This is a genomic window from Arachidicoccus rhizosphaerae (assembly GCF_900107765.1).
GTDB lineage: Bacteria > Bacteroidota > Bacteroidia > Chitinophagales > Chitinophagaceae > Arachidicoccus > Arachidicoccus rhizosphaerae.
In genome coordinates this window covers 101,857-128,420 of record NZ_FNQY01000004.1, presented here as the reverse complement: position 1 = coordinate 128,420, position 26,564 = coordinate 101,857, and the positions used below count along the sequence as shown (strand labels likewise).

Genomic DNA, 26,564 nt, shown 5'->3' with positions numbered 1-26,564 from the left:
TTGATACTCAGAATTTAATTGTTGGCATATACTTTATGGTAGGTTTTTAAAAGGGATAAGTCATGGTTTTATTTAATTTAAAATCGGCCTATAGAAATATTAAGGTACAGCGTTATTATAGTCTTCTGCATATTATTGGGCTGGGTATCGGAGTGGCAGCTGCTATATTTATATTTTTATGGGTGAGATATGAGAAAAGTTTTGATCAGTTTAATCCGGAAGCGGGGCACATTTTTAGGGTAAATAATGCGTATGCCGGTTCGGATGGGACCAATACCGTTTGGATTGCTTCCCCGGCCCCCCTTCGTAACATTGCGCTCCAGAATAAAGCAGTTGCCGCCTGCGTCAGAATTGGTCCGGATTACGCCGCTTCCGTGATAGAATATAACGGCAAAAAGATATTTGAAATTGGTAGCGTAACCCGGTTTGTAGATGCTGATTTTTTTGACTTTTTTAAACTACCGTTATTATCCGGAAATGCAGGTTCTGTTTTACAACAAAGTAATAACGTGGTCCTGTCAGCATCGATGGCTAAAAAGTTATTCGGAGCGGAAAATCCTGTCGGAAAAATAGTAACCCTGCATAGTAAAGATCAGTTTGTTGTGTCAGGGGTTGCTAAAGATATGCCTGCTAATACCTCGCTTAGCCACCTGGATATATTTTTACCCTTAACATTTATTGCTGGACCATATAAGCGTCCTCTTGATAATCCTCTGGATAGCCCAAAAAGCAGCCATACCATCGATGATGATTACGGAAATTTTGATTATAGCGTATTTGTCAGGTTGGTTGCCGGCAGTGATATACACGCAGTTGAGTCTCAAATAACAAAGGTTTATCTGGATTTAGGCGGACCTGGAGTAAGTGGAAATCTTTTTGTCCTGCAATCCTTAAAAGACATGCATTTAATAGATGAATATGGCAGTAAGTCCACGCTTTATTTAGTCAATGCTTTTAGCTGGATCGGGTTATTAATTGTTTTTATTGCCTGCATCAATTATGTAAACCTTTCTACGGCAAGAGCTTTGGTAAGGTTAAAGGAAGTCGGCGTAAAAAAAATCCTGGGTGCTAATAAATTAAATTTATTGGGTCAGTTTATGCTGGAGACCAGTCTGTTATTATTGGCTGCGTTTATGCTGGCCCTGGCCCTGGTCTCAGTTATGATGCCCATTTACCAGAATTTATCCGGACAGCTATTCAGTATGGATCAGATAACAGGTGGCTTTGTTTTGAAAATCCTTGCGGTAATTATAGGTGCATTTTTAATATCAGCACTATATCCTGCCTTGTTGCTGGCTGGATTAAGACCGTTGCAATTTATGAAGGGGGGCGGAGATACTGGTCGTAGTAAGTACGGCTTGCGGCGTGTACTGGTTGTTTTTCAGTTTGCTGTTTCCGGTATTATTATTTTCGGTACAGTGATAATGTTGCAACAGATGCACTTTATAAAGACCAGGGATATCGGCTATAACAGGTCTTTGGTGTTGACAGTCGATATGCCCCATGAAATGATGATGCATAGTACAGCCGTACTCAATATGCTGGCAAATAGTCATTCAATTGAAGCCGTGACAACAGCGAGTGCTATGATTGATCAGGTAGATAATAGCAGTGGCAGTTTTGCCATTGAAGGCCGAAAGGATATTGATATTTTGTTTAACGATATGGAAATTGCGCCCGGGTTTCTGGCCGCCATGCAAATAAAATTATTACAAGGGCGGGACTTTAATGGCACGGCCGAAGATTCCGGACATTTTTTATTGAATGAAACGGCGGTGAAGACCCTTAATTTGAATAATCCTGTCGGACAACAGGTCGTTTATAATGGCAGAAAAGGGATCGTGACAGGGGTTATGCGGGATTTTAATTTTACCAGCTTGAAGCAAAAGATTGCGCCTTTAATCGTATTTAGCAGGCCCAGTAAAAATGGCAATCATGGAGGGGTACTGTATGTAAGGGCGAAGGCGGGTTCGGTTGATCAGGCTATCGAAAATACGAAGAATGTTTTCAGGCAGTATGCCGGAGCGCAACCTTTTAAATATGACTTTCTGGATCAGAATTTTAAAAGCGCTTATGATACTTTTAACCGCTCTGTTTCCTTATTGAATATTTTCTCTGTCATAGCCATCCTTATTTCCGGATTAGGATTGTTTGGTCTGGCCACCTATACAGCAGAAGCAAAAACGAAGGAAATCGGTATCAGAAAGGTACTGGGTGCTTCAAAAAAAGATATTGTAACACTTATATCCAGAGATTTTGTCTGGCTGATTTTACTGGCAGCGATGATAGCGATGCCAGTCGGATCATGGATCATGCACCACTGGTTACGCAACTTTGCCTATAAAATTACCATTGGCCCCCTTGCTTTTATAGAGGTGGTCCTATTTATGATGACCGTCACTTTGGCCATTATAGGGTCAAAAGCGCTGCAGGCGGCCAGTGCCAATCCTGTCAAAAGCCTGAAAAGTGAATAGTTTTTATTTCCTGTATTTTATTTTGGCATGACCGTATAGGTAGGGTCTTCCATGATATCCACCTCAATAAATCCTGCAGCGTCCTGAAGGACTTTACGGCAATCGGGACTTAAGTGTTTAAGCACGACTTTCTTTCCGGCGGCCAGATACTTTTCTGTAATATTTTTAAGCGCATCAATGGCGGACATATCAGCGACTCTGGACTGCTTAAAATCAATAATGATGTGTGCAGGATCCTCTTTGATATCGAACTTTTCCAAAAAAGCGGTGGTACTGCCAAAAAACAGGGGACCGTATATTTCATAGATTTTATGCCCGTTACTGTCTATGGATTTTCTGGCCCGGATTCTTATGGCATTGTCCCAGGCAAATACTAAGGCGGAGATGACAACCCCAATTAATACAGCCAGCGCCAGGTTTTTTAATAGAACGGTGATAGCTGCAACTAATATGCCTACGATAATATCAGATTTGGGCATTTTTTTAATGATTCGCAGGCTGCCCCATTTAAAGGTACTGATGGCCACCATCATCATAACACCAACAAGCGCCGCCATGGGTATCTGCTCAATGACAGGACCTCCTACCAGAATAATCAATAATATGGTTAAGGCGCCTATGATACCAGCAAGCTTCGTGCGGGCACCTGCTTCAATATTTACTAGTGTCTGAGCTACCATGGCGCAACCACCCATACTGGAGAAAAAGCCATTTATTAAATTAGCCGCTCCTTGAGCCATTGCTTCTTTATTGGCGTTGCCTTTTGTCTGGGTCATTTCATCCACCATATTCAGCGTCAGTAAGGTTTCAATAAGCCCGACGCCTGCCATCAACAGCGAATAGGGGAGTATGATTTGCAGTGTTTCCAGGGTTAAGGGGACTGCAGGGATTTTAAATGCCGGAAATCTTCCACTGACTGTTGCAATGTCAATGACTTTTTTTGTGTGAATGCCCAAAGCAAAAACCAGTAAAGAGGTGATGATAATGGCTACCAAAGACGCGGGAACTGCCCTGGTGACTTTTGGAAAAACTAAAACAATCGTAATTGTCAGAAGAGTCAGTGCTGCCATAATAAATAAAGGTGTACCTGTCAGCCAGGAGGTCACTTCACCTGTTGTGATCTTAAACTGTTCTATCTGTGCCATAAAAATGATGATGGCCAGACCATTTAAAAAACCGTACATCACCGGCTGGGGGATGAGCCTTACAAATTTACCCAGTTTGAATATGCCTACCAGCGCCTGAAAGATGCCCCCTAAAATAATGGCGGCAAAAAGATATTGAGGACCGTGTGTTGAAATCAGTGCAATGAGAACGACGATAGTTGAACCGGCACCTCCTGAAACCATACCGGGCCTGCCACCAAAAATGGCAGTGATGAGCCCCATGATAAATGCTGCATATAGGCCAATTAGTGGCGTAAGTCCCGCCAAAATGGCAAAAGACAGCGATTCTGGTATCATTGTCATGGCTACTGTCAGGCCTGCCAGGATTTCTGTTTTTAAACGAATGTTTTTTAATGCTTTCAGTGCAGAAGTAAATGCCATATAGGAGTGAAATCTTTCAGAAAAGTTCTGTGTATGTTTTTAAAAAATGTGTGCAAAGGTAGGCAATACCCTAATAAAGAGAAAAATGAGCACCTTATTAATTAAATAATGGATTAAATACGATCTGTATTTTTTGCAGACTCACTATTAATCAATAACTTTATTATTGAATCAATAATTTAATTTTAAATTACCTGAATCATGAAAGCGGTTATACTGGCAGGCAAATTTTTTGTAGTCATCTGCTTATTGTTGCTGGCTGTCTGGGGAGATAAAATACCGAGTCCTTTCAACAAAATGCTGTGGACAGCGGTAATAATAGTTATGCTTATTAATCTGGTTTTAACGGTTAATTCAAATAAAAAGAAACCCGGAATCAATAAATAGTGAGAAATTTTGTACGGTTTTGTCGAAATGACTGAAAATTCTTACAAAAAAAATAAAAATTATATATATGAAGAAAGTTTATAATAGATTCCTTGAAAATTGCCCTTTAAAAAATAAATTTTGAATTTCAGGGTAAAATAGGGGTTTTGGCATAGGCTTTGCTCTAAATAAATTCTCATAAGCAGTTAGTTTTGGTTGCGGCCCCTATATCCATAGGGGCCAATTTTTTTAAATGATTTCTTACTTAACCGCTGCTATCTTTCCTTCCTGATTAATTTTTAGCATCTAAAGTAATAGCTATTGTATAAAGTAAAGATGTTATATGTGTTATCTGATGGTTAAATAAGCCCCTATTGAGCTAGTTATTACACCGGACCGCATTTAAGAGGTGTCATTTGTTCTCAGGGGAAGAAATGCCGCAGGAGAAATACATAATTGGCTTTTTACAAATAAATAAAATGCCAGCCATTCATTTATGGTACAGGAAATAGAATTTATTTAGAATTGATGCTCAATGCCGGCCTTTAATAAAAGGGAAAATCATCAATAATTTTCATTTTATTAAACTTTCAATCAGCGGCTGTCTATTATAGGTTAATCGGCAAATTGAAGCGCAAGCCTAAAGAGGTTTCCGGAACTCTTTTAGGTGATCATGGATCAAGTTGAATTCTTGGGGGATTATCTCTTTTATCCATAGATTTTTGCCAACCGGAACAAAAAGAAATTAATATCCCTTACCCCTCTTGCTGAAGATCTAAAAGACTTGATTTTTGCATTAAAAGCTTCTGCTGAAGCATTGGTATTTCTGTTATTAAAATAATTGAGTATTGCCAGGTAGTGAGTTTGAATTGACCGAGAAACTGTTCGAAAGGAATCTATTGCGGTATCTTCCACTTCATTATACCATAAAGCCAGCTTCTTGAATGCCTGTTCCTTACTGGTGCATTTACGGAATATGGAACTAAGTTTCTGTGAAAGATCATAAGCTTTTTTTATGGCCGGATAACGTTCAAATAATAAATCCGCCCGCTGGGCTTGTGAGGGTGCCCACTTGTTCTGTGGCTTGAATAACAGATATCTGGCTCTTGCCAGCAGTTGTTTTGGCGTGTCTCCGTTGGCCAAAACTTCGGGTACATATGGCTTTTCTTGTTTTTTAGCCTCTTCTATCAGCTTGTTTTCCAGATCCAGCTCCTGCCACCGGTATTTGATTCTTATCTCCTGTACGGCCTCACTTGCCAGCTGCTGTACATGAAAGCGATCCACGACCAAGTGTGCATGAGGGAAACAACGGCTGGCGATAAGATGCATATTTGCTGCCATGTCCAAAGTCACCTCCTTAACTGCCTTTCTTAAACCCTCACTGATTTTTTGTAAAACCGTGATGACATCCTCGGATTTAGTGCCCCTGACCATAGCGACAATAGCTCCTTTACGGCCTTTAGCTGCTTTATTCGTGACTACAGTATAAAGTTCATCTCCGGACAGGGCTGTCTCATCTATACTGAGATATTCCCCCATGTTTTGCTCAAGAATCAGCCATTTACTTGCATGGTCTTTATGTTCCCAATTCCTATAATCGCTAATATGATGCTTATACTGTTGTTGTAACTGCTTGCCATCCATCTGGTAATGACGGGCTAACTGGTGGCAACTAACGGGTTCATTATCCAAGTGTACCTTTTAAAAAATCGGCAAACTCTTTAGTCAGCCGTGTGCCTTTCATCACCAAATCCCAATCACGCGATACGATTGCTCCAGTATCCGGGTTTTCCCAACGGCGCCTTTTGATACTCAGTATCACTTTATGTTCACGGATAGGAAAGTCCTGGATACGTACTTCAGGATAAAAGCCTTTAGAATGGAACTTCTGACCTTTATATTCTTCAGGAAGTTCATTTTTCTCTTCTAAAAACAATATCAGGCCATCCTTGTCTTTTAAGATGTTTACTAACTCAAAATAATCTAGGGTTCCCTCAGGAAGGAGAAAGCGTATCAGATCTACAAATGGTTCCAACGATTGTCTATTTAAGCATGCAAATCTATGGATAAAAGAGATAATCCCCCAAGAATTCAACTTGATCCCTGATCATCTACATCAATGACTTGATGATCATTCACAATAAAAAAGGGTTCCTAAATTGGAACCCTTTTTTGTGGGAGTTGAGGGGCTCGAACCCCCGACCCTCTGCTTGTAAGGCAGATGCTCTAAACCAACTGAGCTAAACTCCCTGCCGTAATTGGAGTGCAAATATAGGCTGAGATTTTTTACTACCAAATTTTTTTTCGAAGAAATTCAAAAATAATTTTTTGAAGGGGTGGACAGGGGGAGAAAATGGAACCCATTTTCTTTATACCTTTACCCTCTTTTGAGTCTAATTATACTTATGATAGAATATAACAAGTTTGTTTTAGAAAATGGTCTCAGAGTCCTGGTTCATCCTGACGATACAACTCCTATGGCGGTTGTAAATATTATGTACGACGTGGGGGCCAGAGATGAAGATCCGGGCAAAACGGGATTTGCACATTTGTTTGAGCATCTGATGTTTGGTGGAAGCATAAATATTCCGGATTATGATGAACCCCTGCAATTAGCCGGTGGGGAAAACAATGCCTATACGACCAATGACCTGACCAATTATTATCTGCAGTTGCCTGCCCAGAATCTGGAAACAGCATTTTGGCTGGAAAGCGACCGCATGCTAAGTCTGGCCTTTGGCAAAAAATCTCTGGAAGTACAGCGTAAGGTAGTCTGTGAAGAATTTAAAGAACATTATATTAATAAACCTTATGGTGATGTCTGGCATAAATTAAGAGAACTGGCTTATAGCACCCATCCTTACCGATGGATGACCATCGGTAAAGAATTAAAGCATGTGGAAGACGCCACCCTGACGGATGTTAAAAATTTCTTTTTCAAACATTACCGGCCCTGTAATGCTATTTTAGTAGTGGCGGGTAATGTACAGTTGGAAGAAGTAAAAAGGTTGGCCGAAAAATGGTTTGGCCCTATTGAAAGCGGGACGCCTTATCAAAGGTCCTTACCTCAGGAACCCAGGCAGACGGAAGACCGTTATTTAAAAGTGGAGGCTGATGTCCCGGTCGATGCGCTATATATGGCCTGGCATATGAGCGACCGGCTGAGTCCTGAATATTTCTCCACGGATTTACTCACAGATATCCTGGGAGGCAGTGCCTCCAGCAGACTCTATCAGAAATTAGTTAAAGAGCAGCAATTGTTCTCCGGAATTTCCTGTTACCATTTAGGAACCCTGGATCCCGGACTGGTTGTCATTGATGGTAAGCTAGTCGATGGTGTGACCATGGAGCAGGCAGAGACAGCTGTCAGAGCAGAGGTAAAAAAAATCATGGAAGCGCCAGTAACGGATAGAGAGCTGCAGGGCGTAATTAATAAGACGGAAAGCATGATCGCCTTTGAGGATATGAGTGTACTCAACAGAGCGAACAGCCTGGCTTTTTATGAGCTGCTGGGAGATGCAAGTCTGATTAATACCGAACTGGGCCGGTATCAGAATGTTACGGCTGCAGATATTCAGCAGGTTGCCCAGCAAATTTTCCGTGAAGGCAATTGCAATGTTTTGCAATACAAAGGCAAAGCAAAGAACTAAATAAAACCGACAATTACCCATGTTAGATAGAAAAAATGCGCCGCATATTACAGACCCGGTAGACTTTGATCTGCACCTGAAATCAGTAGCTGTGGCGGAACTTAAAAATAATACACCTGTGTATAGTATAGATGCAGGGGCGGAGGAAGTAATGTCTTTGGAACTGCTCTTTGAAGCTGGGTCCGCATTGGAATCCAAGCCACAGGTGGCTGTAGCCGTAAATAATCTGATTAAAAACGGTACTTCTAAAAAATCTGCCTATGAGATTGCAGAAACCGTTGATTTTTTTGGCGCTTATTTAAATACCAGCTGCAGTACGGAATACAGCAGTATTACCATTAGCTGCTTAAGTAAACAGTTGCCCAATTTGCTTCCATTGCTGGTAGAGTTGCTCACAGACAGCCAGTTTCCTGAACAGGAACTGGATATATATAAGCAAAACAGTCTGCAGCGCCTGGAAATGAATTTGAAAAAAGGCGAGTTTGTCGCAGGGCAGTTGATTGATGCCTATGCCTACGGACCTTACCATCCTTATGGAAAGTATACGCATAAAGAGGATCTGGCGGCCTTAAACAGGCAGGATTTATTATCCTTTTACAAAGGACATTATACCAACGGACGCGTAAAGATTTTTGTGGCGGGCAGGTTACCAACGGATATTTTTGCCCTGTTAAACGATAGTCTGGGTTCGCTGCCTTTTAATCAGGCGTCTTCCTTACTGACTACCATCGATTATGAACATGACCCGGATAAGGAAAAGGTGCATACCGTCACAAATGATAAAGGCAGTGTGCAGGGAGCCATCCGGCTGGAAAGGCTGATGCCTGGAAGAAAAAGTCCGGACTGGTCAGCTCTTACCGTACTCAATACCGTCTTTGGCGGTTATTTCGGGTCCAGGTTAATGAGTAATATCAGAGAAGATAAGGGGTATACCTATGGCATCCATTCTTATTTGCAGGGCCATCTGCATGAAAGTGCCTGGGTGGTTTCTACGGAAGCCGGCAGGGATGTCTGCCCGGATACGATTAAGGAAGTCTGGAAAGAAGCGGATTTATTAAGAACCACATTAATTGATCCGGAAGAATTATTATTGGTCAAAAATTATGTAGTGGGGAGTGTGCTGGGTACACTGGACGGTCCTTTCCAGATTATCAACCGCTGGAAGAGCTATATCCTTCATGATTTACCCAAAGATCATTTTGACCGGCATATGGAAGTCGTGAAGTCTGTCAGTGCAGCTTCACTCAAAGAGCTGGCAGGTAAATACCTGGACGAATCCTTGTTTTATCAATTGACCGTTTATTAGTATATTTAAGGTATCAACAAAAACACCTTTTATGCGAATTATTGGTAAATTACTCGTTACGGCACTGGCGGCCATCATAGCAGCAAATTTGTTGCCGGGCGTCACCTTATATGGCGGATTCTCTGCTATTTTACTTGTGGCGGTTCTAGCGTTGCTGAATACTTTTATCAAGCCGCTACTGGTGATTCTGACCATTCCGATTACTATTCTGACGCTGGGTATATTTCTACTGGTCATTAATACCCTGATTATTAAATGGGCGGCCATGATATTGGGGCCATCGCATTTTGTGGTGAGTACCTGGTGGGCGGCCTTCTGGTTTAGTATCGTGCTGTCTATTGTCACTTACCTGATAGAAGGATTGATCGGCAAGGCAGATAATGACTAACGACGCCTAAGGATAGGTAAAAAAGGACGGAAGCGCTGACAGAAATCAAAATACATTACCTCAGTTACATAAATAAGCCCCGCCTGGTCAGTCGCTTAAAATGGCGACTCAGGAAGCGGGGCTTATTTATGTAATCAGAAATATTGTTGGAATTAAGTTCCGGGTGGCTAAATCTTCCGGTGGTAGGGCAGGTCCTTAGTTGATGACATCCACACCAGGGTGCTGCGCCGGATTGAAAACAAATTTACTGTCTGGCAGGCTGGCACTTGTGTTAATATCCGTCATATTGAAGGAGACGGTATTGCCACCTTTTTCCAGAACAGTTGCTTTAGTAATCATGTTTTTAGCCTTGTTGACATAAACGGTTACCTTTTTAAAGTTCTTTCTGGCATCAACAGGAGTCAGATCAATTACATAAAAACTACCTGCAGAGGAAACCATTTTGGATGTTAAATCGTTTTGCACAAAATTGCCGGAGAGTAATTTCTGGGGATTCAGGGTGCCGCTGTTATTATCGACAGCGCCGACGGTTACCTCATCACTTCCGTTAAAATTCCAGGTTTTCTGGCCGTTGGAAAAAATCTCGTTGTCGCCTTGTTTGATATAATATTTATTGCCTTTCAGGGCAATTGTACCACTGATTGTCCCTAACTTATGCTGATTTTTATCCGTAGTAGAATAAGTAAAATTAGCCGTGGCTCCTTTGGAAGCTTTAAGGGTATTACTTACTTTTTGTAAAACAGCACTCGCAGAAGTCTGTGCGAAACTACTGCCAATCAAGGCAATAGATACAAATGCTGCGGTCATCATCTTCTTAATCATATATTTTATTTTTATTTAATATAATTGTTCTTATTTTATTTCGGGTGCAAAATTACATGTAATTACCCGCATTTTGGACATCAAAGCTTTGTCTATGTTTAATGAACGGTTTGGTATTATGGTATAAAAGGAAAATTTAATACCAAACTAGGTTGATTGCGTGGTTTTTAATCTTTAATTAACGAATGATTCCAAGGGTGGAAAATATTCCTTTATATATTGCCGAATAAACGTAATTTTGCACTCTTTATGAAGAGAATCTTCCAATTTTCCCTAGTGGGTCTGATAATGCTGGTATCTTCCTGCGCTTCAAAATATTCCAAGATTTTGAATAGCAAGGACAATGAACTACGCCTTAAAAAGGCCAATGAATATTACGAGAATAAAAAATATGCGCATGCGGAGGAATTGTTTCAGGATTTGTTTCCTTACCTGAGAGGTACCCCGCGCCATGAAGATGCTTTTTATAAATTTGCCTACAGTGCTTATTACCTGAAGGATTATGAAAGTGCATCCATGGCCTTTCAGACCTTTATAGAGACATTTCCCAATAGCTCTTTAGTACCCAATGCGGATTATATGCAGGCGTATTGTCTGTACCTGAGTTCACCTAAAGCTGAACTCGATCAGACATCCACTCATAAGGCCATGGGGTTATTGAAGGCATTTGTGACCAATTATCCGCAGTCGGATAAAAAGGCGGAAGCAGAGGACCTGATTAAAAAGTGTAATGAGAAACTGGAATTAAAAGAGTATCTTTCCGCTCAGCTCTATTATGATTTAGGATATTTTAAAGCTTCACATCTTTATTTTGATTTGTTGCTCAGCGATTATCCGGGATCTGAAAAGGCTGATCAGTATATGTATATGATTGCTAAATCCAGCTACGAATATGCGAAAGTAAGTATTCCGCAGGCGCAGCAGGAACGCTACGAACAGACAGTGGAAGACTGTACCAATTTCTTAGGACAGTTCCCTGACAGTAAATTTAAAGAACAGGCTACCCAGATGAAAACGGAAGCCGAGAAACAATTAGAAAAATATAAAAAACTTCAAAATGAGCAAACTCAGAAGACAAGTTAGTCCTAGTATTCCTAACGTCATTGAAACCAGAAGTTTAGTAGCAATAAAAGGCAAAACCGGCAATCTGTATAAATCTATTGCCATTATTGCCCGCAGAGCAGGTCAGATCAATATCGCTATCCGCGAGGAGCTGCATTCCAAGTTAGATGAATTTGCCAGCCACACAGACAGTCTGGAAGAAATTCATGAAAACAAAGAGCAGATTGAAATCTCCAAGGCCTACGAAAGGATGCCTAATCCTGCGATTCTGGCTACTGAAGAATTTATGGCTAATAAGGTATACTTCCGTGAAAACGACGCCGATTTATTCGAATAGTCTTTTCACAGAAAACTTACTTTTTTAAAAAATATATGTAAATGCCACTCGGACTTGTCCCTGTGGCATTTCGTGCATAGAGCAGGTGAGGGTAAGGGGAAGTCAATAAGCTAGATTAATTGGGCAATCTACCCTACCTTTAGTGTCTTATTATCCACTATTATTGTAATGGCCATGCAATTAGAAGGCAAGAAAGTATTATTAGGTATAACGGGCAGTATTGCGGCTTATAAAATTATTACGCTGACCCGGTTGCTGGTGAAGGCCGGCGCGACAGTGAAAGTTGTTATGACCCAGGAGGCCACTAAATTTGCCTCTCCTTTGGTACTGAGCACCCTGTCTAAAAACCCCGTTACCCAGGATCTGACCAGTGGAGATAACTGGAATAACCATGTAATGCTCGGCCGCTGGGCCGATTTGATGGTTATGGCTCCCTTAAGTTGTAATACACTCTCCAAAATGGCGCATGGAAGTTGCGACAACCTGCTGATGGCAGTCTATCTGTCAGCCACCTGCCCGGTGTTGGTTGCCCCGGCCATGGATGCCGATATGTGGCTGCATCCGGCCACCAGAAATAATCTGGACATCATAAAGGGATATGGTCACAAAATATTAAATGTGGAGGCCGGAGAGCTGGCAAGCGGGCTCATAGGGGAAGGCCGGATGGCTGAACCTGAAGCGATATTCATGGAGATTCAGGCAGCTTTAAGAACGGACGAGCTGAAAGGCAGAAAAGTACTGATTACTTCCGGGCCTACTCACGAACCGCTGGACCCGGTTCGCTTTATTGCCAATCATTCCACGGGTAAAATGGGCGCTGCGCTGGCGGAGGCTTTTTATCTGAAAGGAGCCGAGGTTATTTTTATATATGGCCCGGGTAGCAGATTGCCTGAGTTTACAGGCATTAAAAAACAGGCGGTAATAACCGCTGCCGATATGTATGAGGCTGCCATGCAACATTTTGAAAAAGTAGATGTGGCCGTTCTGGCAGCGGCAGTGGCCGACTATACCCCCGCCACGGTTTCCGATAAGAAAATAAAGAAAAAACAGTCTTTGTTTAATCTCGAACTCAATAAAACCCGGGATATTCTAAAAGCCCTGGGTGAAAATAAAGGCAGTAAGTTACTGATCGGTTTTGCACTGGAAACAGATCATGCACTGGAAAATGCAAAGAAAAAACTGCAGGAAAAAAATGCAGATTTTATTGTATTGAACTCGATGGGGGATACCGGTGCGGGTTTTGGCTATGATACCAATAAGGTCAGTATCTTGAGTCGTGATGGAAAAATTAGTGAGAGTGTGCTGGATACAAAAGCCGCCATCGCAGCCTTTATTATCCGGACGACTGTGTGCAGTCAATGGTAAGGACTGGATAATAAACTGCGAACTGAGCCTGGTAGGCAGCCTGATCTGCTATCCAATAAAAGCGGTCGTCTTTTCGTTTAAGTCTTACTGGTCATCATTTAATTTTAGCATAGATGGGAGTTGCAAATCCTCATACAGGTAAAGCTTTTGACAATAAAAATATAGCCCGGACAGTGCTTTGTAAAAGCGTTATGGTCATCTGCCTGCTATTCACTATGCTTAGCGCGGCTTATAGTCAGGAACTCAACGCCCAGGTAACGGTTGTGGCTCCTGAACTGGGTACGACCATTGACGCTTCGCTCATCACCAATCTGCAAAAACAATTAACGGATTTTATTAATCAGCGTAAATGGACAACAGATCAGTTTCAGCCGGAAGAAAAGATTAACTGTAATTTTGCCATTGCCCTGACTGGTATTGCCAGCCAGGATGTGTATGAGGCAAGACTTACCGTTCAGGCGGCAAGACCTGTCTATAACTCCGTTTATCAGTCCGTATTGGTCAACTATCAGGATGGTCAGTTTATTTTTAAATACAGGCCTTATCAGCGGCTGGAATTTAATCCTTCCCAGGTGGCAGGAACAGATGCACTGGCGGCTAATCTGACGGCCACTATTGCCTATTATATCAATATTATTCTGGGGCTTGATTACGATTCCTTTGAACAGGGAAAGGGAATGCCCTTTTTTAAAAATGCCCAAAGCATCGTGGTAGGTGCGCCCAGGGCCAGTAATATAAAAGGCTGGCAGTCTTTTGACGGTCAGCGCAACCGCTATTATCTGTCCAGTAATCTTACGGCGGCAGGTATGGAAGACATGCACAAAGTGATCTATAAATATTTCAGAAGCGGTCTGGACAGCATGTATAGTCATCCGACTCAGGCAAGGGCACAGGTGCTGGAAGCGCTACGTACCTTACAGAAGTTCAATCAGGCACACCCCAATACAATGATTGAACAGTTTTTTATGGAAAGCAGAACAGATGAATTGGTGGGGATTTTTAAACAGGCAGCTCCTGAAATAAAAGCAGATGCACTTTCTGTTTTAACGCAACTCAATCCTAATGGAGCCAATACTTTTAATGAGGAACTTAAAAATTAATGCGGCTCTGATAAAAATAATTTGCAGATGAATCCATTTTCTTTGAATAAAAAATATAGAAAAACTGACACTACAAGATACATAATGGCCGCAGCGGTGATGCTGGGTTTGCTGGCTGCCGGTTGCAAGCCTAAATATCCAAAGGGGATCATGCAGCCGGATGAAATAAAGCCGGTCCTTTTTGATGTAATGGTCGCCACTGAGCTCAGGCAGATGGACACCGCAGCCTTGGCCAAACTGCATATCAGAGACAGTGTTACACTAGAAATCCACCGGGTGCTGAAGGCGCATAATGTCGATGACTCCTTGTATTTCAGGAGTATGGCTTTCTATGAAGCGCATCCTGATGAGTTGAAAACCCTGCTGGATTCCACAAGATCCTATGGTAATAAAATTCAGGATTCCCTGCAAAAAAAGCGTTTTACAACTATTGATTCTACTAAGAAAGGGACTGCGGGGCCTGTTGCAGTCCGACCTCACCCTGATAGTGCCATAAAATCACCCAAAAACACTGAAAATCCGAGTGTTAAATCACCGGTATCCGTTCCGGTTGAAAAAGTTAAAAATCACGTGAAAAAACTATAAAATTTAGATATTTGTTTAAACAGATAGTAAATAATTAATCTTAAAAAACTAAATAAATCTCCGACTGTGAATTAATTTTTATAATAATTTATTTAATTTGTTCATTTTCTTTGGTTTGTATATAAGATTAGTTTAACTTTATCTCCGAATCTTCATCTTAAAATGCTAAAAAATGAGAAAGTCAGATCTGGTAAACAACATTTCCGAGAAGACCGGCATTCCTAAAGTAGATGTGCTGGTAACCATCGAAGGTTTTCTGAAAGAAGTAAAAGAAAACCTGGCAGAAGGCAACAATATTTTTATTAGAGGTTTCGGTAGTTTTATTGCCAAGAAAAGGGCAGCTAAAATCGGCCGTAACATTAAAAAGAATGTAGCCGTTGAAATTCCGGAACATTATATTCCGGCATTCAAGCCTTCAAAAGAATTCGTTAATGATGTCAAAGACAAGCTAAAAACGAAGTAACTTCGCACAAAATTTAAAGTGTGAAAAAGCAGCAGTTAATTCTTATTGGAAGCGGGTTGGTTATTATTTTGTTGATTTATTTCTTCGGTAATACAATTCCTCCAAAAAGTACGACGGCTGGCATGGGTGGTCCGGGTGTTGGCGCTGAAGTGCCCGCACTGACCACCCATGATGTTTTATCTGCAGCCAAATCCAAGCTTCCTCCCGCCGAACAGACGCGCATCACCACACTGGAGAATAATGTAGACAGAGGTGACGTAAAAGATCTGAAAATCAAACAATATGATCAGTTATCCCATTTCTGGGGAGATACGGTAGGAAATATGCCTTTAAGCTCTTATTATTTAGGAGAATCAGCAAAATTGGAAAATTCAGAACAAAATCTTACCTTTGCAGCCCGAAAGTTGTTGTCCTATGTGTTTGTTGAGCAAAGTCAGCCCATGCAGACCTGGATGGCCACTAACGCGAAAGAGTTATTTGAAAAGGCATTGGAGATAAATCCAAAAAATGATTCCGCAATCGTAGGACTCGGAGGATGCTATATGTTTGGCAACCTTTCCGGTAATCCTATGGAGCAGATCCTGAAAGTACGTAAAGTCGCTGAAGAGCATCCGGATAATCTGTATGCACAGATGATGCTTGCTTTGGGAGCTGTTAAAACCGGGCAATATGATAAGGCAATTGAACGCTTTTTGATTGTCATTAATCATCAGCCGGGCAACCTGGAAGCCATTTTTAACCTGGCAGATGTATATGACCGGGAAGGAGATAAGGCCAATGCAATAAAATGGTATCAAAAAGCGCAGCAGATAATAGAAGTACCTGAAGCGAAAAAAGAGATCCAGCAAAGAATTGAAGCATTGCAACAGCAATCATAAATATTTTTTATAACTATAAAATTCATTTACAACTATGCCTTGTGGTAAAAAAAGAAAACGTCATAAAATAGCGACGCACAAACGCAAAAAGAGATTAAGAAAGAACCGTCATAAGAAGAGATAGTCTGAACACCCGTTTCAGATAGATTTCTGCTATGATGTAGATTTTATATACTATTAATGCCAGGTCATTCCTGGCATTGATAGCCTATAAATGGCCTATCAGATATACCTGAAAAGTATAACACCTTTACCTTCCTGCAGCTTTTATTCCTTTCCCAAATATAATAAACGGCGGCTCTACGGTAGGTGCATTTTTATGTCCGGCAGTCAAGGAATTCATTGATTGATTCAATAGCCAATCAGTCTTGAGATGAATATAATTCCCAGGCAGTTGCGGTTAGCACCTCAAAAATCAGTTGCTGTTACCAAGGGTAATATAAATCAGTATGCCACTACGTAGTTGCTGACACTATTAAGGCCGACTTTTAAAACCCCCTGGCTTTTAATAAAAACAGAGATGTATAGGTTATGCAGCCCTGGTCGTTGCATTTCTTACAAAGTATCTGTGTATAACACATAACCATAACGGGCATCAACAGTTTTTTGTCTTTTTAAAAACTAATGATCATGGGTAAGTTATTGAAAACACGGCTTTAGTAAGCCGTCCCGGATCAAAAGGACAAAAATATTAAAAGAAGCAGTTATGGCTTATTTTCTCCCGTGCTATCCAAAATAGTGTTGATGGTTCAATGTAACATGGAACAACCTGCCATACAACCTGATATGCAGGTAGCCGGAGAATCACCTTTAAAAAGATATTTGTGGATAAAGAATTGATTGTCAGGAGTACCCAAAAAGGGGTGGAACTGGCATTACTGGAAAATAAAAAATTGGTAGAACTGCATAATGAGCAGGCTGAAGCAGGTTTTGCGGTAGGAGATTTGTTTTTTGCCAAAGTCAAAAAACTGATGCCTAGTTTAAATGCTGCCTTTGTGGATGTAGGGCATGAGAAAGATGCTTTTTTACATTATACGGATCTGAGCCCTTATATCAAGAGCCTGATTAAGTTTACCCAAAAGGCGCAGCACGATAAGACGCCGGGCGGTTTTGATTTTTATAAGTTCAATGTAGAACCCGAGATTATTAAAACCGGTAAAGTCACTGAAGTATTAAACGGCCGTCCCAATTTATTGGTTCAGATTTTAAAAGAACCCATTGCCTCCAAAGGACCCAGGTTAAGTTGCGAGATTTCCCTGCCGGGACGCTTCATCGTGGTGACGCCTTTCAATAATGTGGTAGCTGTCTCTAAAAAGATTCATTCGGCAGACGAGCGCAAAAGACTGCATAAAATCGTTGAATCCATTAAGCCCAATAATATCGGGGTAATTGTCCGCACGGCGGCCGAAGGAAAAAATACTGCTGAACTGCATGAGGATTTACGCAGCCTGCTGGACAGCTGGAAAGAAATCCAGTTAAGTCTGCGGACAGCTAAAACACCGACCAAGGTACTGTCTGAGGAAAATAAGACCACCAGTATTCTCAGGGACTTACTGACCAAGGATTTTAATAAAATTGTAGTCAACGACAAGGAACTATTTGAGGATACTCTTAAATATATTAAAAAGATTGCGCCCAGTAAGGCAGATATCGTCAAGTATTATCAGGAACCGCAGAATATTTTTGATTCCTATGGGATTACCAAGCAGATCAAGGCTTCTTTTGGTAAAACCATTAATCTGCCCAGCGGTGCCTATCTGATTATTGAGCATACCGAGGCCATGCATGTCATTGATGTGAACAGTGGTTATAAGAGTATCAGCAACAGCCAGGAGGAAAATGCGCTGGCTACCAATCTGGAAGCAGCCGAAGAAATTGCCCGCCAGTTAAGGCTCCGTGATATTGGCGGCATCATTGTCGTGGATTTTATTGATATGAAGAGCCCGGAGAACCGTAAAAAAGTTCAGGAGGCTATCAGCGAACACATGAAAAATGACCGGGCCCGTCACGCCCTGGTGCCTATTTCCAAATTCGGAGTCATGCAGCTGACCCGTCAAAGAATGCGTCCGGAAATCAACATCAATACAGCGGAAGTCTGTCCGACCTGTCATGGAACCGGTAAGGTTACTTCCACTTTCCTGCTGGTAGACGAGATTGAAAACAAGTTAGGTTATCTGATTACCCATTTACATAAAAATATTACCATAGAAGTACATCCGATTGTCTATTCTCATCTGACCAAGGGCTGGTTTAACTCCATCAAAAAGCAGTGGAAAAAGAAATTCAGGGTGCCCATTAATATTATAGAAAATAGTAATCTGAATCTGATTGACGTTAAATTTTACAATCAGGAAATGGAAGAAATTAAAATTTAAAGCAACCGGCGAAGGGGCCGGTAAAAGGCTGGCAATCAGGTGCTGAAAGGCTCCGATAATTTCCATTATATATAGATGAAAAATTTAATTTAAAATTTATAATTTATTGAAATTTAATAATTTATAAAGGTTAATTAATAAAAATAGCCTCCTGTTCAGGGAGGCTATTTTTATGTAGGTTACACAGAAATTTATTTTTAGAATTTGAGGCAATCCCCTAACTTAGCAGCAGATTTTAATGAGTTAGTAAGTAGGAGGTTGGTGAGTAATTACCAGCCTCTTGTTTTTTCTTTCCTTGAACGGATACCAGAAGGTCGCCGCCAATAATGCAATATAACCTGCCGTTGACACAACGGCCACTATCTTCCAGACCCACTGTCCGTTGGTGGCAAAAAGGTCTTTAATTTCCCCGTATACCATATTTAAATTTAAGTAAATCAGTAGGGCAGCTACCAGCCAGCCCAGTAGTTCCGTACGCTTTTTAATGGCAAATTTGCCCATCTGATAACGGTCGCTGACAAAATAAATCAAGGGGATAATGGCGAATGCCAGTTGAAGGCTTAAAATGACCTGACTGAAAATTAGCAGTTTATCCAGCTCGGATTCTCCATAAATCAAGATGACGCTCACTGCCGGCACAATCGCAATGAGCCGGGTAATCAACCTGCGTAACAAAGGGTTTAAACGCAGATTCAAATAGCCTTCCATGACAATCTGACCGGCCAGCGTGCCGGTGATGGTAGAGCTCTGGCCGGCAGCAATCAGGGCGATCGCAAATAACGTAGGTGCCAGCTTGGATCCTAATAAGGGTTCCAGCATTCTATGCGCATCTTCCAGATTGGCGATGGAGGTATTGCCGGTCGTATAAAAGACGCTGGCCGCCATAATCAAAATGGCGGCATTGACCAGAAATGCCAGGTTCAGGGCGACGGTAGCGTCGATGGCATTGTATTTTAAGGCAGTTTTTATCCCTTTTTCAGTTCTTTTTATCTTACGGGTCTGTACCAGGGCGGAGTGCAGGTAAAGATTATGTGGCATCACGGTTGCCCCGATAATGCCAATGGCAATATAGAGTTCCGCCTGGTTTAAAGAAGTGGGGACAAAGCCTTTTACGACATCGCCCATTTCCGGTTTTGCCTGCAGTAAGACAATCAGAAAGGAAAAGCCGGTAATGGCAATCAGCCCGATAATGAACTGCTCCATTTTGCGCATCCCCAGCCTTTGCAGATAAAACAGCAAAAAAGTATCCAGGACGGTTATCAGTACACCCCAAAGTATGGGAAGCCCTGTCAGCAGATTGATACCAATGGCCATACCCAGCACCTCGGCCAGATCGCAGGCCGCAATGGCCAGCTCTGCCAGTATATATAAACAAAAATTGACGCTCCTGGGATAAGTCTGCCGGTTGGCCTGCGCCAGATCCTGCTGGCGAACGACGCCCAGGCGTGCGCACATATTTTGTAATAACAGGGCAATGAGATTGGATAACAAAAGAATCCAGATTAGCTTATAGCCAAACTGTGCGCCTCCCTGCAGATCCGTGGCCCAGTTGCCCGGATCCATATAACCAACACTGACCAGGTAGGCCGGCCCGATAAAAGCCAGAATTTTTTTCAGGCCTTTGCCCCTGCCACTGGTGGTATCAATACTCTGATGAACATCGCTTAAGGACTTATGTACGGAATGATGGGTTTGATTATGTTTAGAAGATGACTGTTTCATAATGCACGCCTGTTGCTGTGTGCTGATTTTTGTTATTACGATATACAAATATACATCATTAAATTTGGGTGACCTAATTTTTTTATTTGTATAGGTAAAATAATGATTGTTTGTTTGTGGGGTTTTTCAAGTGGGAATGTGTATAAATTACCCGTCTTAATAGAACCCGTAGGGGGAATTTATACTATCTTCGAGCCTGTTTTATTAACCCTGCAAAGAAGTATCATCAACTGTCATGAGTGATTTTAAATTAGGCTCATTTTATCCGATCAGTGAAAAGTATAGTAAACGTGTGGCTTATTTTTCAATGGAATATGCCATACATCAACCTTTAAAAATATATAGCGGCGGACTGGGGTTTCTGGCAGGCAGCCATCTGCGCAGCGCCTATGAACTCAGCCAGAATTTAGTGGGTATCGGTATACTCTGGAAATTCGGTTATTACGACCAGATCCGTAACCAGGACCAGACCATGAAGGCCGACTGGTCGGAAAAACATTATCGTTTTCTGCAAGACACCGGCATCCGGTATACCATTAAAATTCATGAGGCGGACGTCTGGGTAAAAGTGTTGTATCTGGCACCTGAAGTATTTAAGACAGCCCCCCTGTTTTTACTCAGTACCGATTTACCGGAAAATGACTATGTCAGTCAAACCATCACCCACAGACTCTATGATGCCAACGAGGCCACGAAGGTCGCTCAGTATATATTACTGGGAGTAGGAGGCGCCAAATTACTGGATTTGCTTAATTTTGACGCAGCAGTGTATCATTTGAATGAAGCGCATGGTTTGCCGGCGGCCTTTTATCTGTATCAGAAACTGGGAACCAAAGAAGCTGTTACGGAAAAACTGGTATTTACCACTCATACGCCCGAGGAAGCAGGCAATGAAAAACATAGTATTTATCTATGTGAGAAGATGACCTATTTCTGCGGATTATCCCTTGACCAGGTAAGGGCATTAACCGGTATCCAGGGAGATCAGTTTGATCATTCTCTGGTTGCCTTACGCTTTGCAAGGCTGGCCAACGGAGTCTCTCAGCTTCATGGACGCGTGGCCAGCGAAATGTGGAGCCATTATCCCGGAACCTGTAAAATCATCTCCATTACCAATGCCCAGAACTGGACTTACTGGGCCGATAAGCAACTTTACAGGTATTTTAATCAGGGCGAGGATTACCTGATGGATGACCGTAAATATTATCTGAAAAAAAGAGCGTTTGAACTGGTCGCTGACCAGACGGGTAAAATATTTGATCCCAAAGTGCTGACCATTGTCTGGGCCAGAAGGTTTGCAGGCTATAAAAGAGCCGATCTGCTGCTGCAGGATGAACAACGCTTTTTGAAACTGATTGAAAACACCTGTTATCCCGTACAGATTATTTTTGCCGGCAAGCCTTATCCGATGGATTATGCAGCCATCGGTACCTTTGACAGACTGGTCAATGAAAGCAAAAAATATAAAAATGTGGCTGTTGTGGTTGGCTATGAACTGACACTCAGCAAGCGGTTAAAACAGGCCGCCGATATCTGGCTGAATAATCCCAGAGTGCCCAGAGAGGCATCCGGTACCAGCGGCATGACTGCTGCTATGAATGGCGCGGTTAATTTTTCCACGCATGATGGCTGGATCCCGGAATTTATCAACCACGGACATAACGGCTTTGTCGTACCCCCCGCGGATTATCAACATATGCAGACCCATCAGCAGGATGAATATGATTTGAATAAACTCTATGAAATCCTGGAAGGACAGATCCTGCCTACTTATTATGATGAGTACGACACCTGGCGCCAGATTCTTAAAAATGCGATGCGGGATGTCCGCTATCAGTTTGATAGCAACCGGATGACGCATGAATATTATGAATTGCTTTACTAGAGCGTAAACATCCCATTAAGATTCTTATTTAAATTCCTTCCAAAGGAAAGATTTCAGCGGAGTTACGCCCGGAAATTTCTCTTTTCGAAGGAATTAATTTTTTGCAGTGGCAAGAGGCACTGCGGGTATTGAATGTTATCAAAGCGTCAAGTGATTGTGGATGAATGCTATATTAATATATACATGATAAGTAGTTGTTTAAATATTAAATTAAAATTGTTTATTTTAAGTTTTATTTGAATTGGTATGATTTTTAAGGTATCTTAGTAACAAAATCTTATAATTATGGGTATAATTTCATGGCTTTTATTTGGTTTGATTGCGGGAGTAATCGCCAAGGCCTTACATCCGGGTAAAGATCCGGGCGGCTGGATAGTGACCATCATTATCGGTATTTTAGGCAGTTTCGTAGGCGGTTGGATCGGATCGGCCGTCCTTGGTTGGGGCGACGTAAGCGGCTGGAACTTTAAAAGTTTCGCATTAGCTATTGTCGGCGCCGTTATCCTGCTGTGGATTTATGGGATGATTAAACGCAAATCTTCCAGTACCTAACAAAAAAATTAGACTGTAAAACCTCTTTTCTGCGGCAGGCTTAGGAAGCTCTCCGGTGGGAAAGAGGTTTTTTTATGGACGGGCGCTGTGTGTTGGCCTGGTTTTCTTTGAATTTAGCGCCCTGAATTTTAAATAAAACAGCCTCTTTTTACGTTACATAGGGGTTCATGCAGCGTAAATTGTATTCCTCTTTTTTTCTGCGGGTATGTTTCGTACTCCTGGTGACTATGCCTGCTCTTTTGCATGCGCAGCAGCTGGGTAATTTACGGCATAAGAAGATACCGACAGGCAGACTGATCGGGGGGCATCCCTGGCAGGTGGATAGCCTGAGCATTGTACCGGGCAGTTTTCAGCTGGAGGGAACTGCAGGCGGTTACCGGTTAGAGGAAGCGGCTGCTACCATCAGCTGGCAACCGGATGCCATCAACAGCGGTTCCTCGGATAGCATATGGGTGCATTACAGGGTTTTCCCTTTCTTACTACAAAAGCAGACTGCCAGATATGTGTTGGATACCAACAGCGCGGCCGTCATCCGGCCGCAGCCTGAATACCCGGCCACAGCGCAGTCGGCCACGCTGTTTAAGTTTGGCAAAATAGATTATAACGGTAGCTTTGGCCGGTCCATGAGTATCGGTAATAATCAGAATGCTGTTTTTAATTCTGAATTTAACCTGCAGATGAATGGCTTTATCGGAGACAGCATACATCTGACTGCAGCGCTGACTGATGATAATATTCCCATTCAGCCCGATGGCACCACTCAACAGCTCAATGAGTTTGATAAAATACTGCTGCAGTTCAGTAAAAAAAACTGGGAAATCAACCTGGGTGATATCGATCTTCGAACCGAAGGCTCTTATTATGTCAATTTTTATAAAAGGCTGCAGGGAGCCAGTTACCGCCAGCAGGTAAAGCTGGGAAGTGCCATTAAAAACAGTACCATTGTCAGCGGGGCCATTGCCAAGGGAAAGTTTGCCCGAAATGTACTGGCCGTCTCGGAAGGCAATCAGGGGCCATACCGGCTGCAGGGCAATAATAATGAACTCTATTTTGTGGTGTTGGCAGGTACGGAAAAAGTATATCTGGATGGTGCCCTTTTAACCAGGGGGGAAGACCAGGATTATACCATTGATTATAATCAGGCGGAAATCACCTTTACCCCCAGGCATATGATTACCCAGGATAGCAGAATTCAGGTGAGCTTTGAGTATGCGGACAGAAACTACCTCAACACGATGATGTATGTCCAGAATGCAACCGAGTTTTCGGATAAAGTGACGCTCACGGTTTCTGCCTATAACAATCAGGATTCTAAGTCTCAGCCCATTAACCAGACCCTGGATGCAGGAAAAAGAGCTTTTCTAGCGGAAATAGGTGACAGTATTCAGAATGCCTTCTATCCCTTTGCGGATATGGATACATTTTCTACAGACAAGATCATGTATAAGAAAATAGACACCTTGTATAACGGCGTGCATGACTCTGTATATGTATATTCCACCAGTAAGGATAGTGCCAGGTATGCACTGAGTTTTGCTGAAGTGGGTACGGGTAAAGGAAATTATGAACCGCTGCTGAGTCTGGCAAACGGTAAGGTCTTTACCTGGGTGGCTCCTGTAAACGGGGTGCCGCAAGGCAGTTATGAACCGGCTGAGTTCCTGGTGACCCCGAAAAAACAACAGTTGCTTTCTGTCAAGGTGGATTACCACCCGGATAGCAGTTTTCTGTTGTCTACGGAACTGGCCACCAGTAATACGGATAATAATACCTTTTCCACCCTGGGTAACGGGGATAATACCGGCTACGCCGGTAAAGTAACCGCCACCAAACGCCTGAGCTGGCAACCTAAAAACGGGGATGCTGATCTGGGCTATTATCTAAACAGCACAGGATCTTTTGAATTTCAGTCTGCACAATTTAAAACCATAGAAATCTTAAGGCCTGTGGAATTTGCCCGCAGCTGGGGGCTGGAGCTGATTCCGGAAAACAGTGCCGATAAGCTGGGGAGCATACAGTTCGCACTTAGCCAGAAAAAACTGGGCGAGCTCTCCTATGGCTTTCAGACGTATTTAAGACAGGACGGTTATAAAGGTTTTAAGCATGAACTGGGCTATCAGCATAACAGCCTAAGCGGCTGGAATTTCAATGAAGGTCTTTCCTATACAGGGATTCATATGGCGACGGCAAAAGGATATTACTGGAAGCCCGCTTTGGAACTTAGCAAGACCCTAAAAAAGTTTCACAAGCTGACGCTGGGCGCCCGCTATGAGGCGGAACGCAACCAGATTCAGCAGGGTCAGACGGATTCCATGTGGCTGACCAGCTATAGTTATGAGACCCTGTCTGCTTTTGTAAGATCTGATCCGGCGGCGGTGAATAACTGGCAGCTCACCTATACCGGCAGAAAAAATAAATTACCCGTGGGCAACCGGCTGGTGGGGTCTGATCATAGTCGTAATCTGAGCTTTGATCTGAGTCTGCTAAAAAATCGCTATCAGCAGATCAAATTAAAAGCAACGTACAGGGAGCTGACCCTGGATGATTCTGTACTGACTACGGGCAGTGTGCCTGATCGTAGCTTTCTTGGAAGAGTTGCTTATAATGTCCGTAGTAAATCCGGCTTTTTGTCCGGTAATGCCCTATATGAAACCGGCGCCGGACAGGAACAGAAAAGAGATTATAGCTTTTATGAAGTTTCTCCGGGACAAGGACAGTATACCTGGAACGATTATAATAATGACGGCATTCAGCAGCTCAATGAATTTGAACTGGCGGCATTTAGTGATGAAGCTACTTTTATTAAAATCTATACCCCGACCAATGAGTATATTCAGGCGGATTATACACAGTTCAATTATAGCGTGCAGTTAAACCCCAGAAAGATTATCGCGGATTCTGCTACCGGCTGGAGCGCTTTTGTACGCAAACTGCAGTTGAGGTCTTCCCTGCAGTCGGCTAAAAAGCAGTATGCTATGGGCGGTCCGGTTTTTAATCCTTTTGCTACCGGCGTGGCGGATTCCGCACTGCTCAATTTTAATTATATATTCTCCAATACGCTCAGCTTCGGCCAGCTCAGCAGCAAATGGGGCCTGGATCTGACCCGGCTGATTAACTATAATAAATCATTATTGACCTACGGATCAGAAGCGACAAAAATTACGACCTGGGATCTGAAAGGGCGCTGGCAGATTGCGCCCGCTTATAATTTCGTCTGGCAGCAGCAGTTTGGTACCCATGACCTGCTGACGCCTGCATTTGAAAGCAGAAATTTTGCCCTCACCTCCATGAGTGCCAATCCGACGCTGACTTATACGAACCGTACCCGGTTCAGATTAACGGGTGGGTATGAATATGAAAAGGTAAAAAATAAAGCGATATATGGTGGGGAAACAGCCACCAACAGCAGCCTGCAGCTGGAAGGGAAATATAATGCGGTACAGCAGACCAGCCTGACAGGCCGTTTTCAGTATACACATATCGATTTTGACGGGGATCAGTCCAGTACGGTAAGTTATAATATGCTGCAAGGACTGTCACCCGGGAAAAACTACCGCTTTGTCCTGGAGTTGAATAAAAGGCTGATGGGAAGTCTGGAACTGAGTTTTCAGTATGAAGGTCGTAAATCAGGTGACGCTAAATTTATTCAGATCGGCAGAGCCAGTATCCGGGCTATTTTATAACGGTCCC

At 42.4% G+C, this 26,564-nt stretch carries 20 protein-coding genes and 1 tRNA gene; 15 read left to right on the top strand and 6 right to left on the bottom strand.

From position 1 onward, the window contains the following. Positions 1-62: 62 nt before the first annotated feature. Positions 63-2,474: an ABC transporter permease gene (locus BLU80_RS05255; RefSeq protein ID WP_091394557.1), complete on the top strand. Its 2,412-nt coding sequence runs from the start codon at positions 63-65 to the stop codon at positions 2,472-2,474. Positions 2,475-2,491: 17 nt separating this feature from the next. Here the strand turns inward: BLU80_RS05255 and BLU80_RS05250 are convergent, their stop codons facing one another. From BLU80_RS05250 to BLU80_RS05230, 4 genes are all read right to left on the bottom strand, one after another. Next, complete coding sequence (locus BLU80_RS05250; RefSeq protein WP_091394554.1) at positions 2,492-4,021, bottom strand: SulP family inorganic anion transporter; 1,530 nt, start codon at positions 4,019-4,021, stop codon at positions 2,492-2,494. Positions 4,022-5,095: 1,074 nt separating this feature from the next. Further along, positions 5,096-6,079 carry an ISAon1 family transposase gene (locus tag BLU80_RS05240; protein WP_091394549.1) on the bottom strand — a complete coding sequence of 328 codons (984 nt, stop codon included), beginning with the start codon at positions 6,077-6,079 and terminating at the stop codon, positions 5,096-5,098. Further along, positions 6,072-6,422, bottom strand: coding sequence for an ISAon1 family transposase N-terminal region protein (locus tag BLU80_RS05235; RefSeq protein WP_170831144.1), 351 nt, complete (start codon positions 6,420-6,422; stop codon positions 6,072-6,074). Before BLU80_RS05235 ends, BLU80_RS05240 begins: the two co-directional genes overlap by 8 nt. A 140-nt stretch (positions 6,423-6,562) precedes the next feature. Then, positions 6,563-6,637 (bottom strand) — tRNA-Val (locus tag BLU80_RS05230). 155 nt (positions 6,638-6,792) lie between these two features. Here BLU80_RS05230 and BLU80_RS05225 point away from each other — a divergent pair. The 3 genes from BLU80_RS05225 to BLU80_RS05215 are packed head-to-tail and all read left to right on the top strand — an operon-like array spanning position 6,793 to position 9,731. Then, complete coding sequence (locus BLU80_RS05225) at positions 6,793-8,037, top strand: M16 family metallopeptidase (protein ID WP_091394546.1); 1,245 nt, start codon at positions 6,793-6,795, stop codon at positions 8,035-8,037. Between the two features lie 19 nt (positions 8,038-8,056). Further along, positions 8,057-9,343 (top strand): M16 family metallopeptidase, encoded by a 1,287-nt coding sequence (locus tag BLU80_RS05220; protein WP_091394543.1) that lies wholly within the window; start codon positions 8,057-8,059, stop codon positions 9,341-9,343. A 31-nt stretch (positions 9,344-9,374) separates the two neighbouring features. Beyond that, the gene (locus tag BLU80_RS05215) at positions 9,375-9,731 is read left to right on the top strand and encodes a phage holin family protein (RefSeq protein WP_091394540.1); all 357 of its coding nucleotides are present in this window, start codon (positions 9,375-9,377) and stop codon (positions 9,729-9,731) included. 195 nt (positions 9,732-9,926) lie between these two features. Here the strand turns inward: BLU80_RS05215 and BLU80_RS05210 are convergent, their stop codons facing one another. Next, positions 9,927-10,553 carry an outer membrane lipoprotein periplasmic chaperone LolA1 gene (locus BLU80_RS05210; RefSeq protein WP_091394537.1) on the bottom strand — a complete coding sequence of 209 codons (627 nt, stop codon included), beginning with the start codon at positions 10,551-10,553 and terminating at the stop codon, positions 9,927-9,929. A 249-nt stretch (positions 10,554-10,802) separates the two neighbouring features. Here BLU80_RS05210 and BLU80_RS05205 point away from each other — a divergent pair, with 249 nt between their 5' ends. The 8 genes from BLU80_RS05205 to BLU80_RS05170 all read left to right on the top strand — a co-directional run bounded on the left by BLU80_RS05205 (position 10,803) and on the right by BLU80_RS05170 (position 18,718). Continuing rightward, the gene (locus tag BLU80_RS05205; RefSeq protein ID WP_091394535.1) at positions 10,803-11,636 is read left to right on the top strand and encodes an outer membrane protein assembly factor BamD; all 834 of its coding nucleotides are present in this window, start codon (positions 10,803-10,805) and stop codon (positions 11,634-11,636) included. After that, on the top strand, positions 11,611-11,952 hold the full coding sequence (locus BLU80_RS05200; protein WP_091394532.1) for a DNA-directed RNA polymerase subunit omega: 342 nt from the start codon (positions 11,611-11,613) through the stop codon (positions 11,950-11,952). Before BLU80_RS05205 ends, BLU80_RS05200 begins: the two co-directional genes overlap by 26 nt. 174 nt (positions 11,953-12,126) lie before the next feature. Then, entirely contained in the window at positions 12,127-13,317 is a 1,191-nt protein-coding gene (gene coaBC / locus BLU80_RS05195) for a bifunctional phosphopantothenoylcysteine decarboxylase/phosphopantothenate--cysteine ligase CoaBC (RefSeq protein ID WP_091394529.1), read from the top strand. A gap of 113 nt (positions 13,318-13,430) precedes the next feature. Next, positions 13,431-14,417: a type IX secretion system protein PorD gene (gene porD / locus BLU80_RS05190; RefSeq protein WP_244518742.1), complete on the top strand. Its 987-nt coding sequence runs from the start codon at positions 13,431-13,433 to the stop codon at positions 14,415-14,417. 27 nt (positions 14,418-14,444) lie between these two features. Next, on the top strand, positions 14,445-15,002 hold the full coding sequence (locus tag BLU80_RS05185; RefSeq protein WP_091394526.1) for a DUF4296 domain-containing protein: 558 nt from the start codon (positions 14,445-14,447) through the stop codon (positions 15,000-15,002). A gap of 172 nt (positions 15,003-15,174) precedes the next feature. Continuing rightward, the gene (locus tag BLU80_RS05180) at positions 15,175-15,465 is read left to right on the top strand and encodes an HU family DNA-binding protein (RefSeq protein WP_091394525.1); all 291 of its coding nucleotides are present in this window, start codon (positions 15,175-15,177) and stop codon (positions 15,463-15,465) included. Between the two features lie 20 nt (positions 15,466-15,485). Continuing rightward, a complete protein-coding gene (locus BLU80_RS05175) occupies positions 15,486-16,343 on the top strand; it encodes a tetratricopeptide repeat protein (RefSeq protein ID WP_244518741.1) in 858 nt (285 codons plus the stop codon). 824 nt (positions 16,344-17,167) lie between these two features. Further along, positions 17,168-18,718, top strand: a complete 1,551-nt coding sequence (locus tag BLU80_RS05170; RefSeq protein WP_091394522.1) for an Rne/Rng family ribonuclease — start codon at positions 17,168-17,170, stop codon at positions 18,716-18,718. A gap of 243 nt (positions 18,719-18,961) precedes the next feature. Here the strand turns inward: BLU80_RS05170 and BLU80_RS05165 are convergent, their stop codons facing one another. Next, positions 18,962-20,440, bottom strand: a complete 1,479-nt coding sequence (locus BLU80_RS05165) for an Nramp family divalent metal transporter (protein WP_091394520.1) — start codon at positions 20,438-20,440, stop codon at positions 18,962-18,964. Between the two features lie 235 nt (positions 20,441-20,675). On the opposite strand from BLU80_RS05165, the gene glgP reads away from it, so the two are divergent. The 3 genes from glgP to BLU80_RS05150 all read left to right on the top strand — a co-directional run bounded on the left by glgP (position 20,676) and on the right by BLU80_RS05150 (position 26,557). After that, a complete protein-coding gene (gene glgP, locus BLU80_RS05160) occupies positions 20,676-22,325 on the top strand; it encodes an alpha-glucan family phosphorylase (protein WP_091394518.1) in 1,650 nt (549 codons plus the stop codon). A 285-nt stretch (positions 22,326-22,610) separates the two neighbouring features. Then, positions 22,611-22,877 (top strand): GlsB/YeaQ/YmgE family stress response membrane protein, encoded by a 267-nt coding sequence (locus BLU80_RS05155; protein ID WP_091394516.1) that lies wholly within the window; start codon positions 22,611-22,613, stop codon positions 22,875-22,877. Between the two features lie 167 nt (positions 22,878-23,044). Continuing rightward, positions 23,045-26,557 carry a hypothetical protein gene (locus BLU80_RS05150; protein ID WP_091394513.1) on the top strand — a complete coding sequence of 1,171 codons (3,513 nt, stop codon included), beginning with the start codon at positions 23,045-23,047 and terminating at the stop codon, positions 26,555-26,557. The last annotated feature ends 7 nt before the right edge of the window (positions 26,558-26,564 follow it).

Bases quoted from the DNA above. Each gene is read 5' to 3' on its own strand.
- BLU80_RS05215 (WP_091394540.1), top strand. From the start codon at position 9,375: ATGCGAATTATTGGTAAATTACTCGTTACGGCACTGGCGGCCATCATA.
- BLU80_RS05205 (WP_091394535.1), top strand. From the start codon at position 10,803: ATGAAGAGAATCTTCCAATTTTCCCTAGTGGGTCTGATAATGCTGGTA.
- glgP (WP_091394518.1), top strand. From the start codon at position 20,676: ATGAGTGATTTTAAATTAGGCTCATTTTATCCGATCAGTGAAAAGTAT.
- BLU80_RS05250 (WP_091394554.1), bottom strand. From the start codon at position 4,021: ATGGCATTTACTTCTGCACTGAAAGCATTAAAAAACATTCGTTTAAAA.
- BLU80_RS05255 (WP_091394557.1), top strand. From the start codon at position 63: ATGGTTTTATTTAATTTAAAATCGGCCTATAGAAATATTAAGGTACAG.
- BLU80_RS05155 (WP_091394516.1), top strand. From the start codon at position 22,611: ATGGGTATAATTTCATGGCTTTTATTTGGTTTGATTGCGGGAGTAATC.
- BLU80_RS05150 (WP_091394513.1), top strand. From the start codon at position 23,045: ATGCAGCGTAAATTGTATTCCTCTTTTTTTCTGCGGGTATGTTTCGTA.
- BLU80_RS05220 (WP_091394543.1), top strand. From the start codon at position 8,057: ATGTTAGATAGAAAAAATGCGCCGCATATTACAGACCCGGTAGACTTT.
- BLU80_RS05225 (WP_091394546.1), top strand. From the start codon at position 6,793: ATGATAGAATATAACAAGTTTGTTTTAGAAAATGGTCTCAGAGTCCTG.
- coaBC (WP_091394529.1), top strand. From the start codon at position 12,127: ATGCAATTAGAAGGCAAGAAAGTATTATTAGGTATAACGGGCAGTATT.
- BLU80_RS05165 (WP_091394520.1), bottom strand. From the start codon at position 20,440: ATGAAACAGTCATCTTCTAAACATAATCAAACCCATCATTCCGTACAT.
- BLU80_RS05185 (WP_091394526.1), top strand. From the start codon at position 14,445: ATGAATCCATTTTCTTTGAATAAAAAATATAGAAAAACTGACACTACA.
- BLU80_RS05180 (WP_091394525.1), top strand. From the start codon at position 15,175: ATGAGAAAGTCAGATCTGGTAAACAACATTTCCGAGAAGACCGGCATT.
- porD (WP_244518742.1), top strand. From the start codon at position 13,431: ATGGGAGTTGCAAATCCTCATACAGGTAAAGCTTTTGACAATAAAAAT.
- BLU80_RS05200 (WP_091394532.1), top strand. From the start codon at position 11,611: ATGAGCAAACTCAGAAGACAAGTTAGTCCTAGTATTCCTAACGTCATT.
- BLU80_RS05210 (WP_091394537.1), bottom strand. From the start codon at position 10,553: ATGATTAAGAAGATGATGACCGCAGCATTTGTATCTATTGCCTTGATT.